Origin of the sequence: Pseudidiomarina atlantica (assembly GCF_000753735.1) — a bacterium.
GTDB lineage: Bacteria > Pseudomonadota > Gammaproteobacteria > Enterobacterales > Alteromonadaceae > Pseudidiomarina > Pseudidiomarina atlantica.
In genome coordinates this window covers 14212-33106 of the sequence record NZ_JPIN01000005.1, presented here as the reverse complement: position 1 = coordinate 33106, position 18895 = coordinate 14212, and the positions used below count along the sequence as shown (strand labels likewise).

Annotated in this window: 16 protein-coding genes; 2 read left to right on the top strand and 14 right to left on the bottom strand. The window is 51.2% G+C overall.

The features are described from left to right. Window positions 1–4 precede the first annotated feature (4 nt). Window positions 5–460, top strand: a complete 456-nt coding sequence (locus IDAT_RS12980; protein ID WP_156099480.1) for a hypothetical protein — start codon at window positions 5–7, stop codon at window positions 458–460. Continuing rightward, the gene (locus IDAT_RS04695; RefSeq protein ID WP_034731235.1) at window positions 447–4313 is read left to right on the top strand and encodes a polymer-forming cytoskeletal protein; all 3867 of its coding nucleotides are present in this window, start codon (window positions 447–449) and stop codon (window positions 4311–4313) included. The genes IDAT_RS12980 and IDAT_RS04695 overlap by 14 nt, the downstream gene beginning before the upstream one ends. A 209-nt stretch (window positions 4314–4522) precedes the next feature. Here the strand turns inward: IDAT_RS04695 and IDAT_RS04690 are convergent, their stop codons facing one another. The 14 genes from IDAT_RS04690 to IDAT_RS04625 all read right to left on the bottom strand — a co-directional run bounded on the left by IDAT_RS04690 (window position 4523) and on the right by IDAT_RS04625 (window position 18885). Further along, window positions 4523–5005 carry a type II secretion system protein gene (locus tag IDAT_RS04690; RefSeq protein WP_034731233.1) on the bottom strand — a complete coding sequence of 161 codons (483 nt, stop codon included), beginning with the start codon at window positions 5003–5005 and terminating at the stop codon, window positions 4523–4525. A gap of 25 nt (window positions 5006–5030) precedes the next feature. Continuing rightward, window positions 5031–5546, bottom strand: coding sequence for a pilus assembly FimT family protein (locus tag IDAT_RS04685; RefSeq protein WP_034731230.1), 516 nt, complete (start codon window positions 5544–5546; stop codon window positions 5031–5033). 16 nt (window positions 5547–5562) lie between these two features. Continuing rightward, window positions 5563–6159, bottom strand: coding sequence for a prepilin-type N-terminal cleavage/methylation domain-containing protein (locus IDAT_RS04680; protein ID WP_034731228.1), 597 nt, complete (start codon window positions 6157–6159; stop codon window positions 5563–5565). A gap of 46 nt (window positions 6160–6205) precedes the next feature. Beyond that, the gene (locus IDAT_RS04675) at window positions 6206–7423 is read right to left on the bottom strand and encodes a type II secretion system F family protein (protein WP_034731225.1); all 1218 of its coding nucleotides are present in this window, start codon (window positions 7421–7423) and stop codon (window positions 6206–6208) included. Further along, window positions 7416–9182 carry a GspE/PulE family protein gene (locus tag IDAT_RS04670; protein WP_034731222.1) on the bottom strand — a complete coding sequence of 589 codons (1767 nt, stop codon included), beginning with the start codon at window positions 9180–9182 and terminating at the stop codon, window positions 7416–7418. The genes IDAT_RS04675 and IDAT_RS04670 overlap by 8 nt, the downstream gene beginning before the upstream one ends. Window positions 9183–9184: 2 nt before the next feature. Beyond that, entirely contained in the window at window positions 9185–10210 is a 1026-nt protein-coding gene (locus tag IDAT_RS04665; protein ID WP_034731219.1) for a tetratricopeptide repeat protein, read from the bottom strand. Next, window positions 10207–11121 carry an ExeA family protein gene (locus IDAT_RS04660; protein WP_034731216.1) on the bottom strand — a complete coding sequence of 305 codons (915 nt, stop codon included), beginning with the start codon at window positions 11119–11121 and terminating at the stop codon, window positions 10207–10209. The genes IDAT_RS04665 and IDAT_RS04660 overlap by 4 nt, the downstream gene beginning before the upstream one ends. Window positions 11122–11129: 8 nt before the next feature. Further along, complete coding sequence (mshL, locus tag IDAT_RS04655; RefSeq protein WP_034731214.1) at window positions 11130–12782, bottom strand: pilus (MSHA type) biogenesis protein MshL; 1653 nt, start codon at window positions 12780–12782, stop codon at window positions 11130–11132. Beyond that, the gene (locus IDAT_RS04650) at window positions 12782–13150 is read right to left on the bottom strand and encodes a hypothetical protein (protein ID WP_034731212.1); all 369 of its coding nucleotides are present in this window, start codon (window positions 13148–13150) and stop codon (window positions 12782–12784) included. The genes mshL and IDAT_RS04650 overlap by 1 nt, the downstream gene beginning before the upstream one ends. After that, window positions 13137–13778, bottom strand: coding sequence for a hypothetical protein (locus tag IDAT_RS04645; protein WP_034731211.1), 642 nt, complete (start codon window positions 13776–13778; stop codon window positions 13137–13139). The genes IDAT_RS04650 and IDAT_RS04645 overlap by 14 nt, the downstream gene beginning before the upstream one ends. Then, the gene (locus IDAT_RS04640) at window positions 13775–14398 is read right to left on the bottom strand and encodes a hypothetical protein (protein WP_034731210.1); all 624 of its coding nucleotides are present in this window, start codon (window positions 14396–14398) and stop codon (window positions 13775–13777) included. Before IDAT_RS04640 ends, IDAT_RS04645 begins: the two co-directional genes overlap by 4 nt. Further along, window positions 14395–15333: a hypothetical protein gene (locus IDAT_RS04635; protein WP_034731208.1), complete on the bottom strand. Its 939-nt coding sequence runs from the start codon at window positions 15331–15333 to the stop codon at window positions 14395–14397. Before IDAT_RS04635 ends, IDAT_RS04640 begins: the two co-directional genes overlap by 4 nt. Window positions 15334–15457: 124 nt before the next feature. Beyond that, window positions 15458–16495, bottom strand: a complete 1038-nt coding sequence (gene pyrC / locus IDAT_RS04630) for a dihydroorotase (protein ID WP_034731206.1) — start codon at window positions 16493–16495, stop codon at window positions 15458–15460. Between the two features lie 50 nt (window positions 16496–16545). After that, window positions 16546–18885, bottom strand: a complete 2340-nt coding sequence (locus IDAT_RS04625; RefSeq protein ID WP_034731203.1) for a sensor domain-containing diguanylate cyclase — start codon at window positions 18883–18885, stop codon at window positions 16546–16548. Between the last annotated feature and the right edge of the window lie 10 nt (window positions 18886–18895).

Below are 18895 nucleotides of genomic sequence, written 5' to 3'. Positions count from 1 at the left end.
TCGCATGCCTCATTCCGCAGCGCGGCAACAAGGCGCGGCGCTTGCCATCGCTATCTTCGTGATTGTGGTGTTAGCACTGATCGGCCTCACTGTGGTGAAATTAATTCGCGATAGTAGCGATACCACCATTACCGAGGTCTACGGTACCCGCACTGAGGCCGCCGCGCGCAGCGCTGCAGAAATTTTTCTCACCCAGTTATTCCCGCTGTCGAGCAACACCGCGAATAGTAGTTTATGCCCTGCGCGCTCGAGTAACACGCCGCAGGCTCTGGTATTGCAGCAAAACCTCGCGGCCACCGGACTCGACCGTTGCCAAATCAATGTTTATTGCGACCGTTTATCGTTAAGCGCACCCTATACCGGCGACCACTATCGCATCCTCGCAGTCGCACAATGTGCCGCTGGTGATTTCGAATTTTCCCGCCAGCTATTGTTGGAGGCCAGTGATGGTATCGAATAACAAGTTTATTTATGGCCTAACGTTTGCGCTCATCCTACTGAGTGGCAGTGCACAAGCTGCTACCTACGATTTTCGTAAGAACTTGCCCCCAGGCTGCAGTCAAAAAGGCAATAGTCCTGCACAATGTCCCAACGGCCTCACTTTGCAATGGAACGATGTGTTGGTATTCGACAAAATTGCCGAAGTGAATGTTACCGGCAACGTCTGGCTATCGAATGCCCAAGTATTCCTCGGTGCCAACACCCCGCTCACTATTAACGCGACCGGCTCGATTAGCTCTGATAGCACTATGCAAATGTTCGGCGATCTGAATGCCGTGGGTCAGATCAGCCTCGGCAGTGATAACCAAGTTCAAGGTAATTTGAATAGTCAAAACCAAATCACGTTAAACAACAACACGGACGTGACAGGTTCGCTTGTCGCGCCACAGGTTTCACTGGTGTCGAGCAATACGATTACGGGCCCTATCAGTGCTACACAGTTGACCTTGGGGTTTAACAGTCAGGTAACCGGCAACTTGAATGTTACCAACAATCTCAGCGTTGGCAGTTCAAGCTCAATCACCGGCTCTATCAACGCTGGTAATTTACAGAGTAACTCTCCAGTGAGTCTGAATGGTCCGATCGTCGTCGACAATGAATTTAACTTAGCCAGTGGCAGCACCGTGAACGGTTCGGTAAGCGCCAACCGCGTCACCCTAGCACCATCGAACAGTACGCTCACAGGTGATGTGACAGCCAACGAGAATGTAATCATTGGTTCCGGCAACACCATTGACGGCAATGTCGCGGCTGGGTTTATACGCCTCGAAGCCAGTAACGCTACTATCACGGGTAACGCCATTGCAACGGGCAATATCGTAATTGATTGGGCGGGTCAAATTGGTGGTGACGCCACGGCAGTGAATATTACCAACAACGCGGGCAACACTGACTCTGTCGGCGGTACAGCGTTTTGTGACACTTCTGATGGTGCACAGCCACTAAGTTGTCAGACTGGCTCAGGCGGTGGTGGCGCGACGCAGTGTGACGCGCTGAACGATTTGGTAGATTATGGTGTCATTGGTGATAGCGGCTTCACTTATGGCAATAATTCCGAGATCAACGGCACTGAAATCGACGATCCAAACAATACCAACGGTAATACCCCGACTCCAACAGGCGTTGTCGAAGAAGCCGTGGTTCAATTTCCACCACTGACACCGAATGTATTTCCAAGCTTTAACGGGGGAAACTCATTTACCAACCCTGCGAACCTCGGCCCTGGTACTTATAACGAAATTAACCTCAGTGGTAACAACGCGAGTGCCAGTCTTACTGGCGGTGGCACCTATCAAATCGATAGCATCAACTTTGGACCACAGTCACAAACCCTAACCTTAGGTCCGGGCGATTACTTTGTCCGCACCATCTCACTGAACAACGACTCAACTATCGCTATCGCCCCAGCAGGTCCGGTACGCATTTTCATCGAAGACAGTATAACGGGTGGGAACAACCTCTTTTTTAACCCAACGGGCGCTGTCCAGAATCTAATGATCAACCTCTATGATGGTGCCAGCTTTGAGATCGGCAACTACAACCAAGGTAGTACCACGTACACCTTCAATGGTGTGCTCTATGCACCTTATACGTCCAATGACATCACCTTCGGTAACAATAGTAACCTACAAGGAGCGGTGTTGAGCGCTGGCACCGTGGATATCGGTAACAACACCTCCATTAACTTTACTGACGCTGTTCAGGATGCGGTGCGCGATGCATTTGGTTGCGACACTGAGGTAACTGACATCCATCACTACCGGATTCAGCATCCGCTATCGGTCGTTAGCTGCGTTGCCGCACCAGTCCAAGTCGTCGCCTGTCTGGACGCGAGTTGCGCAAGTCGCTACACCGATGCCACCGAGGTTGCTTTATCGAGCTCTGCTACCGGCAGTACTTTCGCCAATGGTGGCGTGCTTGGCTTTACCGGCGGACAAGGTACTTTAGGGCTACGCTATGTCGATGGCGGTACCACTACGGTGAGCCTCAGTAATGGTGCTCCCGCGGCACAAAATCCTACCGAGTGTTACGACAGCGCGGGCACCGCCACGACTAATTGTGAAATTGAGTTTCGTACTGCTGGGCTGATCTTTACCGCCAACGATGGCTTAAGTGCCATTCCACCGTCCTTTGCCGGTACCGATTTTGACGTGCTCGCGCGCGCCGTTGAAACTAACACTCAGACCGGAGCTTGCGAAGCGCGGCTTACTGGTGCACAGGTGCTTGAACTGGCAACCTCTTGTCGCAATCCACTGACTTGCCAAGCGGGTCAAAACTTCATCGCGAATGGCGCTAATGTGCCGCTCAATGATGCCGGTGCAACACTTAGTTACGCCAATGTCCCTGTCACCTTTGACGCCAACGGCAATGCGCCCTTAGTTGCCAACTATACCGATGTTGGCGCACTGCGCTTGCATGGTCGCGTTAACCTAAGCGAAGCGCCCAATGCAGATGAGTCGGTCATTGATGATCCAGCAATTACCCTGACCGGTACCAGCGTGAACGACTTTGTCGTGAAACCACATACCTTACGGCTCTTTGCCGTGGATAACGCCAATCAAGCCGTCAGCGCAACGACCAGCGGCGGCAGCGCCTTTGCCACTGCCGGCGATAATTTCTCACTCATCATTACCGCTGAAAATGCGAATGGCGATGCGACGCCCAACTTCGGACGCGAGACACCTGCTGCCGAAGCACAAGCAAGTTATGTGCAAACCCTCTATCCGAGTACCGCAACCGCTCCAGCTAGCGATTTTGTCGGTACCCAAGGCTGGCAGTTAGATACCAATCGAGCCGGTAGCTTGCGCACCGACAGCGCACGCTGGCTCGACGTCGGCACCATCGAACTCGCACCCGGCTTGAACGGCAATAGCTATTTGGGTGCCGGCGACGTGGCTGCTAAGCAAAATGCGACTGTAGGTCGCTTCGCACCTTTCCGTTTTGCGCTGAACACCTCGGCCGTGGCGAATAGCTGTGTGGCCGGCGACTTTACTTATATGTCCGAGCCAGCGCTGACGGTCAGCTACGAGCTTTACGCGGTCGATAGTGACGGCAATATTACCGAAAACTATGATTCCAGTGGTTATAGTGGCACCGCAGAAGTTGGCTTCGCGGCAGCCAATTTAGCACCTGCTGACACTGCTACCGATCGCTTTGCTGACCGTTTGCTCAACTTAGCGGCGCAGCAAGCTTGGACCGCAGGAGTGATGACGTTTAATGCGGCCAACGCGGGCTTTAACCGCCACCCAGACGGCAATATCGATGGCCCCTTCGCGAGCTTGCAGCTGGGCCTGCGCGTGCTAAGTGAAATCGATAACCGTAACTTTGCAGGTAGCGACCTTACCTTGGCAGCTGTGGCAGGAGCAGCTGCTCCGCTCAATGGCACCGCACAGCTCCGTTACGGCCGCTTAGTACTGGAAAATACCTATGGTCCAGAGAATGAAGACCTTTCGGTACCACTGTACGCTGAATATTTCGACGGCAGTCGCTTTGTCACCCACACCGATGATAGTTGCTCTAGCGCGCTAGTTGCTGGCTTAAATGTGATTGCTGACCCGAATAACTTAACGCCCGTTGCCGCTGGCAGCGACAGCACACTGACCGATGGCGCTCTGCCGTTTGATACGCTACGTTGGTTGGCGCCCGGCACCGGCAATACGGGTGAATTTATATATGAATATGATGCTCCGGCATGGCTTGAGTTCGAGTGGCGTGATGAGGCTGGAGCTATGTATTTGGATCCACGGGCGATTGGCGGCTTTGGTCAGTATCGAGGGAATTCGCGGGTGTTGTTTTGGAAGGAAGTGAATTGATGGTTCGGGGTTCGGGTTCGGGATTCGTGCGCGGTGCTGTTCGGGGTTGGTGAGCGTTATTCGTTAGTCGTTGTTCGTTAGGGGTGCGCGAATGCGAGTTGGGTGCTTCGCCGTTAGCTATTAGCTATTCGCTGTTTGCTGTTCGAAGAGATCAAGGATATGAAAAAGGGCGCCTTGGCGCCCTTTTCATTTTTGAAAATTTGCTAATCTCAGCAGTTGTCAGTATTAGAAGTTACTTTGGCTGGAGAAGTTGCTGATGCTTCAGTGTATTCAACATAGCAATCTGCTGTTGCGTCTGCGCTTGCTGGGCGAATTTGGATTGGACCAGAACCAGATACGACCCACTCTCCAGTCGTTGCATCAACATTCAAACCTGCGGCTAGGGCGATTCCTCCATCTGCATTTGCATCGTTAGCGTCAGCTTCATAGGCAGGGTAACCATAGACTGTTGAAACAACGCCATTTTCTGTTTCTACAGAAGCTGTTGCGCTATTCTCTTCACCTTCGATAAGAGACTTGGCGTAGACGAGTTGCATTGCGCCTTGCACTGAAGCTTTAGCGCCTTCTACGGTTGAGGCACGGGCGTCAGATTGGAAGTTGATGAATTGTGGCGCTGCAGTAACCGCAAGGATACCTAATACAACGATCACGATAATTAATTCAATTAAGGTAAAACCCTTTTGTTGTTTCATATTGCGTTCTCCATGATTTATAAAACTAGCAACCACTCACAGTTACCGTTGGCGTTGGCTTGCCGGTGTCGTCTGCGTTGTCAGTATAGGTAATGTAGCAGTTTGTTGCAGCTATGACTGCAGCACTTACCGTACCATCTATTAGACTTGCAAAGGTGCCGACATAGGTACCATTCGATGGCGAACCACCGGTGTAAACACCGGCAGTTTGCTCAGCGAATACGAAGTCTGATGAGGCGCCGGCGGCCGCTTGCACTGCACTGGCTTTGGGATAGCCGTTAGCTAACGCAATGCTTGTGCCGTCTGCAGCGGTAATGGTCGCTTCACCAGATAACTTGTTTTCGATGGCTGCTTTAGCGTAGCCAAGCTCAACAGCTGACTTCATGCTTGCTTGCAAGCCACGTAACGCGCTCTCGCGCGCATCACTCGAGAAATTGATAAACTGCGGTGCAGCAGTCACAGCTAGTATACCAAGCACCACAATCACAATAATGAGCTCGATCAAAGTAAAGCCGTTTTGGCGTGCTTTAACGATTGACATTTTGCTCTTCCTTTTCTTAGTTATTGCTGAAAATGCTTACTCCGCCAGTACGCGGGTTATAAACAAATACGTTGCCAACGCTCAAATAATCATTACCTGTTGGCGCTGACGCTAAATTCTGAATCGTATTGGCGAGAAAATAGACACAAATATCATTGGTACCATTGTTTTCGCGGGCGACATAGTAGCGGTTTTCGCCAAGTAAGCCAAAATTACTGGTGGCAGTTGGCGCGCCTTGTAAGATTGCTTGCATGATGGTGCGGCAATCTTCGCTACTCATGTTTTGATCGTGTGCTTCACTATTGTTGTTGCCACTGACTGGGTAGCCGGTATTACCGTCGACATTGACGGGTACACCATCCATAACGACCACGGCTCCTGAGCCATCGGTGTTGCCCTGCGGTCGACCCCGTAATTCCCATTCCGCACGTACTAGACTAACCGCACTGGCAAAACCACCTGCTACGCCCTCTACGGCTGCATCTTCGGCGTCTGCACTGACGCGAGTAAAGCGCGGCAGCGCTGATGCTGCCAACAGCCCCAGAATGACAATCACAATAATCAGTTCAATTAGGGTAAAACCGCGCTGCTGCTTGGTTTGTTGGGCATTCATAGTGTTGTTCCTCATCGTCAGCAGTGTCTGTATAGCCAGTTTGTTGTTAGCGACCTTTATAAGCATCCATCATATCCCACATCGGTGTAAATATGCCGAGTGCCATAATGGCCACCATTACCGCAACGATTACCAACATAATCGGCTCGATACGGGCTGTTAAACTTTTCAGATCATAATCTACTTCGCGTTCATAATAGTCGGCGACTTCATTCAAGAGTTCGTCAACGCGGCCGGTTTCTTCGCCAACATTTATCATTTGCATGACCAGCGGGGTAAATAGCTGCGTGCCTTGCGCGGCTCGGGTTAGCCCCTCACCTCGCTCGATGGTGCGGCGCATATCTTCGATGCGCTCGGCCATCCAATAGTTATCTACAGCATCTGCGACTAAATGCAATGACTGGGTCAAGGGTACGCCAGCGCGTAACATCACCGCAAAGCTGCGCGAAAAGCGCGATAGCAAACTGCGTTTCACTAAATCACCAAAGACCGGCATGCGCGTTTTCCAACGATCCCATATCAGGCGGCCGTCATTACTCGTGGTAAAGCGTTTAAAACCAATCCAACCTAGCACCATTGCGATAATGATTGCGGGCCACCAGCTTACGAAAAAGTCAGAGGTGCCAATCAAGATTCGAGTCGGCAATGGTAGCTCGGCGCCAAACTGCTCGAACATTCGCGCAAAGGTTGGAATCACCCAAATATTCAAAATGAACATTGCGATAACCAAGGCACTAATAATAAACATTGGGTAGCGCAATGCTGATTTCACTTGTTTGCGAGTGTCCTGCTCTTTACTTAAATATTCAGATAACTGCTCAAATGCCTCTTCCAACTGACCGGTGTTTTCACCGACATGCACTACCGCAATCAGCAAGCGTGGAAACACTTTCGGGTGTCCAGCCATGGCCGCCGATAATTCGCGGCCCCGTTCTAATTGTTCACCAACGTCCTTCAGTACCGCCCGCATACGTTTTTTCGGACTGTTTTCTGCAAGCCCGTCGATGGCACGCAAAATTGGAATGCCAGCTTTGGTTAACGAATACATCTGTCGTGTGAAAACGATGAGATCGTCTAGATTAATGCTCTCTTCGAACAACGAAAAACCGGCTTTCGCCGATTTTTCTTGGCGCAAGACAATGGTTAATGGCGTCACCCCACGACGAATCAACGTATCCGCAGCAGCTCGCTCGGAATTAGCTTCCAAGGCGCCGGTTACCAGCTCGCCACTCGCATCGCGACCGCGATAATCAAACTCAGCCATGTTCACCCTCGGCGGTAATATCTAATTCGATATCCGTTGGGTCGTCCTCTTCTTCGACTGTCTCGGCTAAGAACAACACTTCATCGACCGTAGTGACACCCTGTAAGGCATAGTCGAGTGCCGACTGTGCCAGTGGTCGATAATGCGGAGATTGCTTGGCCGCAGCCGCAAACTCTCGCATGTTGGCATCACGCATCGCATTGACCATGGCATCGTTCATTTCGAGCAATTCAAAGACCCCGATACGACCACGATAGCCAGTATCGTTACAATTACGGCAGCCACGGCCTTTAACAAAACCTGCACCATCTTCTGGTAACTCTGGACGCATGCGTCGCAACAATGCCAAATCGGCAGCCTCGATATGCGCTGGTTCCTTACAGTTCTCGCACACTTTACGAATCAAACGTTGGGCCAGTACCCCTTTCATTGCAGCACCGACCAAATAAGGTGCTGCGCCCATATCAATCAAGCGCAACGCACTGGTGATCGAATCATTCGTGTGTAACGTGGTTAGCACTAAGTGACCGGTAATGGCGCCTCGCAAACCGATTTCTACGGTTTCACCATCGCGCATCTCACCCACCATAATAATGTCGGGGTCTTGCCGTAAAGTGGTGCGCAGCACGCGCGAAAACGTTAATCCAATCTTGCTGTTCACCTGCACTTGCGAAATACGTGGCAGACGGTATTCGACTGGATCTTCAACCGTAATGATTTTCTTCTCTGAACGGTTGAGTTCGTTTAACACACCGTAAAGTGTCGTGGTTTTACCAGAGCCGGTAGGTCCAGTGACAATCAACATTCCATAAGGCTTATTAATAATGCCACGGATGCGTTTCAGTAATGTGTCCGGAATACCGGTTTGTTCGAGCTGCAAAATCCCGGCGGACTGATCAAGCAAACGCATGACGCACGACTCACCATATTGCACCGGCATGGTCGACATCCGCACATCAATCGCGTGGTCACGCACTTTAATATGAAAACGGCCGTCTTGCGGTAGCCGCTTTTCAGAAATATCCAGGCCTGCCATTAGCTTCAGCCGCAACACCAAGGCGCTGGCAATATTAGTTTCTTTCAGCACGTTTTCTTGCAGGACGCCATCCACCCGCATGCGAATGCGCAAGGCATGGTCATCTGGCTCAAGGTGGATATCCGACGCGCGCACTTGCACAGCATCGGCAAATATTGACTGCAATAATTTGGCTACGGTGGCATCGTCGCTTTCGTCTTCAATCGATAACGCCGCCAAATCAACTGCTTCGTCTTTCTGGTACTCCGTTTGTAACTGACTGGCGAACTGGGCAATGTCTTTGGTGCGTCGATAAAGATTGTCAAAAGCGTCCAACAACTGCTGGTCTGGCGCAACCGCCAAGTTCACTTCGCGCGGTTGCAAGAACTGACTGATGGCATCCACTGCGGCTAGGTCGGCAGGATCGCTCATCGCCACTAGCGCGGAGCTCTCATCAGCTTCGATGACCAAGGCACGATGACGGCGTGCTTGAACTTCTGGCAGCAAGTTTGCGACATCACTGGTAATTTTGCGTTCGGCCAAATCGATAAGGGGAAGACTCAATTGCCGCGCGAGAAACTCGAGAAGTTCTTGTTCGGAAATGAAACCGAGATCGACCAGCGTCACCCCAAGTTTCCGACCACTGGTGCGTTGCTCGTCTAGCGCTTGTTTTAACTGCTGTTCAGTAATGATGCTCTCTTGAACGAGCAAATCGCCTAGGCGCATTTTTAATCGTGGGCGCATTGTTACTGACCTCCCAAAACTTGTAACCGTTGCGCCGCGTAGCGACGTCCATCCGCATTTAAATCATCGCTGGCCAACGCTCGTTGGTAGGCGTTCAGCGCCTGTTCGGGCTGTTCAGCGTCTTCATAAGCAACTGCAGCTGCTAACCACCAACGTGCAGCGTTTTCGCGTTCGGCTAGCCATTGGTAATCTTGCGCCGCAGCGCTAAATTGTTGTTGTTCATTGGCCGCCGCAGCCCGCAATTGCATCAACTCTTCACTCTCTGCGGCTTGCAAAGGCATCTGCTCGAGCACACTCAATAAGCTACCGTAGGCTGCACCATTAAACAGGATACGCGCGTAAAGCAGTAACCAACGCGGTTGCTGGGGACGCAATTGCAGCCCTTGCTCAAGTACCGCGAGCGCATCGCTGATCCGTCCGCGGCCGTACCAATACGCAGCTAGCTCACTACGCGCATCAATATGTTCCGGGGCCAGCGCGATGACCTGTTCGAATAAACTTCCGGCACGCTCTCGCTCTCCCGCTTGCATCGCTTCGCGCGCTTGTTTTAATTTTACTTCCGCCAACTCAGCAGGGCTCAGTTGCACTTGTTCGACTTGCATAGTGCCTTTGGCTTCTTCTGTTGCCTCTGGCGGAGCTGGCTCAGTGACGGCGAGTTCAGGCTCCGCTGGTGTTTCCGGCGCCGGAGTTGGCGTTGGTTGTGGCTCTAGCTCAGCCACTGTTGTTGTTGGCTCAAGCTCCGGCTCAACTAACGGTTCCGCCTCGGGTTCAGGCACCGCAGCCTTGATCTCGGACTCTGGCGGTTGCTCAACCACAGCAGGTTCAGCGGCGACAGGTTCAGCCATAGGCTCACGCTGCTGCAAAATCAGCACAACCGCAACCACAGCTATCGCTGCGATGACAAAACCGCCGAGCAGCCATACCCACGGAAACGGGGTCGGCGCTGCAGCCGCCGGAGCGCCAGCAACTTTGTGTTCAGTTTTCTGGCGCTGGTCGAGGTCGCGCAACATGCGGTTAATCACGCTCATGACCAATACTCCGTTAGCCAACCAGCCTGCCAACTCCACACTAACGCAAGAGCGAGACCTGCAATACTCACTAGGCTCCACCACCAATGGGATTTGCCAAGGCTAACGTCTTCGGTATCAGCCACCGCGAGCCGCACGTGCTTAGGTTTCACCTGGTAGACACCCTCACCGTAACAAAGTAGCAGCACTTTATGGCACAAAATATTGACCAAGCGCGGCACACCACGACTCGCTTGATGTAATAACTTGACCACGCGTGCCGAGAACAAAGCAGGCCCTTGATAACCGGCAACATGCAAGCGATGTGAAATATAACGCGCTAGTTCAGTCATCGACATCGCCTGTAGGTTGTAGCTAAAAGTGATGCGCTGGCGTAATTGCCGATGTTCACGGGTTGCCAAGCGTTCATCGAGCTCTGGCTGACCAAATAATACGATATGCAGCAACTTCCGTGATTCTGTCTCTAGGTTAGAGACCAATCGCAATGCTTCCAAAGTATGGCTTGGTAGCGCTTGCGCTTCATCGACGACGATGACCGCCATCTTACCTTCGCGGCTGATCTCAACCAGCCGTTCCTGGATGGCTTGGGTCAGTAATTGCTCACTGCGCACTTGGGGCATCTGTACTTGCAACTCACGGGCGATATGTGCGCGCATTTCGCTGGGGGTCAAGTACGGGTTTGGTATGTAGGCAGTAACGTAGTGATCGGGCAGTTCGTTCAACAACTTGCGGCACAACAGCGTTTTACCGGTGCCAACTTCACCTACCACTTTGATAAAGCCCTCACCCGCCTCAAGGGCTGTGACTAATACCTCAAACGCGTTACGGTGACTCTCCAAATCGCAGTAGAAACTGGTGTTGGGAGTCAGCGTAAAAGGTAACTCTATGAGGCCAAAATGCGTTTGATACATAAGCGTAATTAGTCGTTATACCAGCCACGCAACAACTCACTCGAGCGTTGCAACTCTTGCTGCCAAGTGTCGACACCAACGACCACTGGGCGGATCAGAATCACCAACTCTTTTTTCTGTTCGCTGCGGCGCTGATTTTTGAACAAATTGCCCACTACTGGGATATCGCCAAGTAACGGTGCTTTGGATTCGCTATCGGTGTAGCTGGTTTGCATCAAACCGCCTAACACCACGATTTCGCCATTGCGTGCGCGAACAATGGTGTCGCTTTCACGAATATTGCTCTGTGCTAGTGGCAAAATGAACGATTCTTGGTTAAGCGTAATGGTTTTATTCTGTTCCGAGGTTTCAACGACCGACGGATGCACATGTAAGATGACCTCACCGTTATCACTGATTTGCGGGGTGATATCTAAAGAAATCCCCGAGAAAAACGGTGTTAACTCGATGTTTGGGGTCGAGGTTGTTGCGGTTCCGGTCACTGTCGTGGTCGATACATCGGTGACGAAGTACTCATCTTCGCCAATTTTGATCACGGCTTTTTGATTATTCGCCGCACTCACCCGTGGGTTTGACAGCACCTGCACATTGCCCTGGTTCTGCAACAGATTCAGCACCCCACTGAAGTCACCTACGTCAAGCGATACACCAAAGACGCCATTCTCATTGTCGACAGAACCACCAGAGAAGCCGATGCTACCGCTGGCGTTCCCAAGTTTGAACAAGTCACCCCAGTTGATGCCCTGCTGATAACTGTCGTTCAATGCAACTTCGACAATCCGCGCTTCCAAAATGACCTGACGTTGTAAACGCTCTTGCGCAGACGCAAGGAATTCGCGCGCGGCCCGCAACTCACTCGGCAATGCGGTAATCGAAACGAGACCCGCTTGTGGTGATACCACCACACGGCGTCCGTCACCGGTGCCAACTACGCCTTCGATGGTCTCTTTCAGATCACCCCACAAGTCTGTCTGCGACTGGGTGGAGATAGATGAGCCATTGGTTTGCATGCCGTTGTTGAGACCGCCCATGCCGCTCTGCCCTAAGTTGCCCTGATTACTAACGCCACCTTGATTGCCTAACAAAGCGTTGTTGTAGTTACTAGTGCCGCCGCCGTAGAGGTTATTTTGCTCATCGTTATCTTTGACGCCGCCCGAGCTTACGCTGGTTTGCGATAAGCCCATGCGCTGCAGTGCTAAATAATCCAGTGCTATCGTTTCAGTGCGCAATCCAGAAGGAAATACCCGAATCATCCGACGGTCACGTTGCACGTCGTAACCGTAAATGTCACTGATGACTTCTAGCGTCTCAGCTAAAGTGACATCTTTTAAGCTGACCGTAATGGCACCCGCAACATCTGGGTGAACCACAATGTTGTAGGGCGTATCAGCCGCTAAGCCAGCAAAAAAGTCGCGGGCATCGATGCCATTGGCGTTTACTGAGAAACGTGGCTCTGCCAGCAACTGTTCACTTACTTCACCGCTGGTGGCTAAATCAGGGCGCAGGGTCGCGCGTACCGATTCAGGAAGCGGTGGACGCTCGGTCGTGGATGATGTCTTTGGCACTTCTAGTGCCGCTTGTGCCTCAACCGGTTGCCGATCCGGTTGCTGAGCACATGCGGCTAACAACAAAGTCGAAGCAAAAATAAATCCTGTGCGCATTAGTTCTGTCCCCCTGATCCCGTGGACGACTCGCTTTCCAGCGGGCGCTCACTAAACATGACGAGTTGCATTTCACCACCGGTGGTGGTGTGTCGGACCGTCACTTGATCCATGGTTATCTTTAGAATTGTAAAGGGCGGCAAACTGTCACCGGCACGCACGCGCGTTCCATTAATGGTTGCGACATTGCCCTGTGCAGTTGACTGAATTGATTGTAAGCGTAAGTTAGTCACCGCCTCAGCATTGCTCACCGCAGCCGGACGGTATTCCGGCGGTGCCGTTGGGTCTTTTAATTGTTGCGCGCTGCTTACTGTAGCTACCGCAAACAACGCAATCGTAACGCCAATCTGCCGGCTAACTTGCAACATAGTCACGCTCCAAACTTAGGGTGTAAATCTCGAGCAGCACCTCAGCTTGCGGATACTCGGTCACTTGATAATCCATGCGTTGCCAGTAAAACGACCATGGTAGTTGCTCAAGTTGTTGGAAGTACTCAAAAACTTGCTGATAATTTCCGCGTACGACTAACTGTAAACGATGCTTGTAAATTGCGCCTTCAGTGGCTTCACCATCACCATAAACACGTTCAGCTGGGAGTGCTTGCGCTGACTTCACACTGAGATCACGGGCGCTCCCTAATAAAGCTTGCAACAATCGACGGTTGTCGGCCGCACTGACGTAATTAGTTTCATTTTGTAAGCGCTGATTCACCTGCTGTAGCTGACTTTCTAAATCAGCCAGTTTGCGCCGTAGTGGTGCTTTGGGGTCACCTGACAGGCGTATATCCAACGCTTCTAATTGCTGTTCGAGCAAACTCAAACGTTGCTGTTGTTGTTGTATTTTGACTTGTTCGGTCTGAAAACTTTGCCATTGGGGTAGCAACAACACGTAAAGCCCCAAATAGCAGACGAACACCACACTCAGCACCAGCCAAAATTTGCGCCGGTTCAGCGGTAATTCAACAAATTTTTGTTGCATCTGCTGCCACTGAGTCATGGGTTGCTCCCTCCAGCAGTGCTAGACATAATTCGGCTGTCTTGAGTGTGACCGACGACAAAGCGCAATCCCTGCTCACCTTCGTCGCGCAGTTCAAACACCCCAAACGGCCGCTGCTGCAAACTCGTGTAACCGCTGAAACTCGCCAACCAGCTCGGTAATTGCTGCGGTTGCAACGTATGCCCTTCAAGGCTCAGCGCATTGTCGTTGACATAGATACGTTGCAACCAAATCGCCTCTTGGTCGGCTGCAGCAAGATCGATTAACAGTTGCGAGTAATTTTGCTGATTCTGCTGGGTAAACTGCTGCATTTGCTCGAGCAAGCGCTGGCGCAGCACAAACACTTGCTGGGTTTCCGCTAATGCGTTATTGAGCTCGGGATCATTCAGCGCATTATCGAGTTCGCTCTGCCGTTGCTGGAGCTGAGCTTCCACGGCAGTGGTGGTGTTGCCAAGTTCGATACTAGTGCTTTGCTGCTGGCTCACCACTACTTGCGCGACCACCCAAGCCACGACAAATACCACTAATAGACTCACATTAATAGCCAACAACCGGCGCAAGGTTAACCATTCGCGGCTGGGTCGAAGTTCTGCAACATATAAATTAGCGATGCGTTTCATGAGGAAGCCTCCTGCGCATCATTTTGCTGTGCTAAGAGTGCGCCACCGAGCGCGGGAAAATCACTATAATCGCCGGTCGCGAGTTCTTGCGCCCAGCTCGGATAGGTCGCCCAAGCAATCTCAAAGCCTAAATCTTCATGTAAGCGCTCTAGCACTTCTTGCTGCTTCGGTAGCGGCAACGCGAGATAGACACTAGCAACGGGGCGCTGTCGCAATTGCCGCTCGAAATAGTCCGCCGAACGCTGAATTTCAACACTCAATGGCTGCAAGCCGCCCATGCGGATCTCTTCGATGCTTAACTCACTGAGCTTTTCGAGAGAGCGTACTGCGCGGTTCACCTGCAATTCACCATTATTGTAGACCTGCACTAATGCTGCTTGGTGTGGTTGTTGATAAACCAGTGCGGCAGGTTCATTCAGATTTTCTAAAACGGTGGCAAGCGCTTGCTCTTCGGCAAAAACACCCTGCAGCTGGTCACTTAATTCGTGCGCTACCTGCAGCAAGGGTTCAAGTTGCTTGCGACTGGTCGCGATAGCATGAATCTTATGCTGCCCTTGAACTTGCGTAGGCAACTCGTAGTAGTCAGCGATACAGTCTTCAGTGTCAAAAGTAACAAGGTCGCTAAGCTGATAACGTAGACTTGCGCTCAGTTCAGCATCACTTAATTGCGGACGATCGAGGGTGACGCTTTGATACAACCCAGCACCAAGCACTAACGCAAGGCGGGGATGATGGCGGCAATATTTTTGATAGTCATGACTTAATTTGCGCATGGCTGCGGCAATATCATCGCCACTCACGGCACATTCGTCAGATACCACTAAACTCGGCTGAGAATTCGCATTCTCAACCACAACGATATTCACCTTAGTGCGGCAAATGCCGAACACCACGGTATAAGGACTGTTTGCACGCGCACGAAAAAGATTTAACAAATCACTGTCCCTGCTTCGTTATAATTTTTATTAGGTACTGGACGCTTTTCTTAACGCAAGTTTGACACTTTTCGCCGGAAAAACAAGCACTGCAAAAGCGCATGTTCTCGTGTTTTAATTTTGTTTACTTCTCAATGAGTTGCCAATTCAACTTCATGCTTGCCCAATAGGGCACCATGGGTCCTATTGCGGTATCCACAAGCGCAGGAACCTGCCACTCGGCGCGCTGCAAAGTGACTTGCTCAGTCGCGCGCGGATACCCATAAAAGTCTGCACCAAAATGGCTGGCGAAATCAGCCAACTTATCAAGTGCCTGCATCTGCTCAAAGAACTCTGCGTACAGTTGCAATGCAGCCGGCGCCGAATAACAACCGGCGCAACCACAGGCAGCTTCTTTTTTGTCCTGTGCATGGGGCGCCGAGTCTGTGCCTAAAAAGAATTTAGGATTGCCCGACACTGCCGCTTTACGCAGCGCCAGTTGGTGTTCACGTCGCTTCAAGATTGGCAAACAATAGTTATGCGGACGTACACCGCCTACCAGTAAATCATTACGGTTCATCAATAAGTGCTGCGGTGTAATGGTCGCGGCAACGTTATCGCCCATGCTCTCGACAAAATCGACTGCATCGGCAGTGGTAATGTGTTCAAGAATGAGTTTTAACTGCGGATGGCGCGCCATTAATGGGCGTAACTTAGTGTCAATAAACACTTTTTCGCGGTCAAAAATATCGATTTCTGCCGCTGTTACCTCGCCATGGACTAACAGCGGTACCTGCAACTCCGCCATTTTCGCAAATACTGCATCGAGTGCTTCAATATCGGTCACGCCGGCGTCGGAATTGGTGGTCGCGCCAGATGGGTAGAGTTTGAAACCGATAACCTCGGGATTTTCGGCCGCTGCAACTACCGTTTCAATTGCTGTATTTTGCGTCAGATACAGTGCCATCAACGGACGAAAATCACTGCTTGCCGGTACTTGCTTAAGAATCCGCTCACGATAAGCCATCGCCTGATCCACTGTGGTCACTGGTGGTACCAGATTCGGCATGATGACAGCACGTCCGAACACGCTCGCAGTCGCTGGCACAGTCGTTGCTAACAAATCGCCATCGCGTAGGTGAAGATGCCAGTCATCAGGGCGTGGAATCGTGAGTTCTTGCATTACGGCCTCGTATTCATCTGCGGGTAAAAGTGCCCGCTTATTATACAGAATTAGTTCGGTTCAGGAACTACAACAATTTGATTACGCCCGCTTTCTTTCGCTTGATAAAGAGCTTCATCGGCGCGCGCCATCCAATCATCTAATTTAGCGTCTGTGCTGCGTAATTGGGTAACTCCGGCGCTTAAGGATATCGCGATTTGCTTATCATCATGAGTAACTGGAGTCGCAGCAACATGTTCGCGCAAGCGTTCGATAGCTTTGCTAGCTTCGGTCACATCACTATAAGGCAAGAGAACGGCAAATTCTTCGCCACCCAGCCGCCCGATCAAATCAAGATCACGCAATTGTGCTTTGCAGCGTTTGGCAAATTCTCGCAGCACCTCATCACCTGCCGCATGGCCATAGGTATCATTGACCGATTTGAAGTGGTCTAGATCGATAACAGCGACACTCATTGCCACTTGATAACGCATAAACTCTTCATAACGCTCTTCCATCGCGTGCCAAAATACTCGCCGATTAGCGACCCCAGTTAACTCATCCACACTCGCCATACGCCGCAGCTCTTCCAGCGCATATTGACGCTCCTCATCAAGCCGGCGCATGTGCATTAAAGTTCCCAAGGTATCGAGCATCGGTCGCAACAAATTTAAGTGCCAACGCAGGTAACCTTCTGTGCTATTGCCCAGCACCAGGAGCCCCACAACATCGTGTTTAAAATAGAGCGGCAAGGCCAGTGCGTTGCGCAGTTCCGGAATCGTTACCGGGGTAAAACTCATCTCTAAGCGTGAAACTGGCAGATGACAAAACTCGGGTTCACCGCGCAACAACACATTTCGAACCACATCGCCACTTACCACAACCTCTAACCCTTGCTGAATTAGTTTGTGATATTCACTATTAGCGTTGTCTTCACCTAGTACCTCGAGTCCATGAATTTGCAGCATATCGCGCCGATGCGACTGTGGAGGTAGTTCACCGACCAAACCGAAAGCACTAGCGGTCATCTGCATAAGCTTCGGTAACGCGTAGTCGGTCACATCACTAAAGTTTTTCGCCAGCATGAATTCATGCTGCACATGCGAGACGAGTTCTAGAACCGCGGTTTGCTGTGCCAAAGATGCTTCATTTTCAACTTGTGCAGAAATATCATGGTGAATCCCACTCATCCGTACCGGTTTGCCGTCATGAGCACGCTCAACAAGACGCCCGACACTATGAATCCAAACATAGTGACCATCGACATGGCGTAATCGAAAACGGACATCAAAGCGCTCAGTATCACCATGCAGGTGTGCTTTTAACTGCGTCCGTAACGCGTTTTTGTCGTCAGGATGGAGTAGGGACTGCCAATCGATTTCATCTTCTTTTTGGGCGTCGTAGCCTAACAGTAACGACCAAGCGTGGCTCACCATTAGTTGATCGTCGGGAATGAACCACGACCAAGTAAAAAACTCTCCTGCGGCAAGAGCGAGCTCAAAGTTCTTGTTACTTTCAAGTAGTTCTAGTTCAAGGTTTTTGCCTTTGCTGTCATCCAGTAAATAGCCACGGATGCGAATGACATTGCCTTGCTTATCGTGGTCTGCGCGGGCGAAATGATGCACCCAACGCGACCCCTGTGCTTTGGGTTCAGGAAGCAAAACCCGATAATCCATTTCTAAGTAGGCTTGCTCGCCATCGATCAAACGTTGCATCCGCGCAAGTAGCTCTTCACGGTCATCTGGATGTACGATGCTCTCGTGGCTGACATCATCACGCAGTAAATAGGCAGGCTCATAACCCAACACCCGGATTGCGTTATCAGCAACGTAACTCAGCTGAACTTTAGGCTCGATGCGCCACACCACCGCACATACTGGGCCTTGCGCTAGCACATCGCGCTCTGCGAGGTAATTATTGAGTTCATAATGATCGGTGATCGTCGTCGAAACCCAGTCAGCCAAAAGCTCTAGCACGCGCTTAGTGCCAGCTGGGAAGTGATTGGTTTTCGACGAGATGACACAAAGCGTACCTAGATGGTATTCATCATAAAGCGTTAAGGGCGCACCGACATAGGATCGAATACCATTTTCTGCTGTGACTACTGGGTTATCAACAAAACGTGGGTCTTGTGTCGCATCATCGACCAACAGCGTCTCACCAGAGGCCACGACATGGGTGCAAAAAGAGATATTGCGCGGCGTTTCCTGCTCGGCAAAACCAACTTTAGATTTGAACCATTGTCGGTGTTCGTCGACTAAGCTAATCAGCGCGATGTCCGCGGCAAATAGTTCCTTAACCAACCGCGTAATCCGATCCAATAATTCATCACTACCGCTGTCGAGCAAGTCGAGCTCGTGCAACAGTTGTAAACGTTCAGTTTCATTATCGGGTAACGGCACTGACCCCATGCGAACTCCA

Excerpts from the sequence above, each read along its gene's own strand:
- IDAT_RS12980 (WP_156099480.1), top strand. The coding sequence starts at position 5 with ATGCCTCATTCCGCAGCGCGGCAACAAGGCGCGGCGCTTGCCATCGCT.
- IDAT_RS04695 (WP_034731235.1), top strand. The coding sequence starts at position 447 with ATGGTATCGAATAACAAGTTTATTTATGGCCTAACGTTTGCGCTCATC.
- IDAT_RS04690 (WP_034731233.1), bottom strand. The coding sequence starts at position 5,005 with ATGAAACAACAAAAGGGTTTTACCTTAATTGAATTAATTATCGTGATC.
- IDAT_RS04685 (WP_034731230.1), bottom strand. The coding sequence starts at position 5,546 with ATGTCAATCGTTAAAGCACGCCAAAACGGCTTTACTTTGATCGAGCTC.
- IDAT_RS04680 (WP_034731228.1), bottom strand. The coding sequence starts at position 6,159 with ATGAATGCCCAACAAACCAAGCAGCAGCGCGGTTTTACCCTAATTGAA.
- IDAT_RS04675 (WP_034731225.1), bottom strand. The coding sequence starts at position 7,423 with ATGGCTGAGTTTGATTATCGCGGTCGCGATGCGAGTGGCGAGCTGGTA.
- IDAT_RS04670 (WP_034731222.1), bottom strand. The coding sequence starts at position 9,182 with ATGCGCCCACGATTAAAAATGCGCCTAGGCGATTTGCTCGTTCAAGAG.
- IDAT_RS04665 (WP_034731219.1), bottom strand. The coding sequence starts at position 10,210 with ATGAGCGTGATTAACCGCATGTTGCGCGACCTCGACCAGCGCCAGAAA.
- IDAT_RS04660 (WP_034731216.1), bottom strand. The coding sequence starts at position 11,121 with ATGTATCAAACGCATTTTGGCCTCATAGAGTTACCTTTTACGCTGACT.
- mshL (WP_034731214.1), bottom strand. The coding sequence starts at position 12,782 with ATGCGCACAGGATTTATTTTTGCTTCGACTTTGTTGTTAGCCGCATGT.
- IDAT_RS04650 (WP_034731212.1), bottom strand. The coding sequence starts at position 13,150 with ATGTTGCAAGTTAGCCGGCAGATTGGCGTTACGATTGCGTTGTTTGCG.
- IDAT_RS04645 (WP_034731211.1), bottom strand. The coding sequence starts at position 13,778 with ATGACTCAGTGGCAGCAGATGCAACAAAAATTTGTTGAATTACCGCTG.
- IDAT_RS04640 (WP_034731210.1), bottom strand. The coding sequence starts at position 14,398 with ATGAAACGCATCGCTAATTTATATGTTGCAGAACTTCGACCCAGCCGC.
- pyrC (WP_034731206.1), bottom strand. The coding sequence starts at position 16,495 with ATGCAAGAACTCACGATTCCACGCCCTGATGACTGGCATCTTCACCTA.
- IDAT_RS04625 (WP_034731203.1), bottom strand. The coding sequence starts at position 18,885 with ATGGGGTCAGTGCCGTTACCCGATAATGAAACTGAACGTTTACAACTG.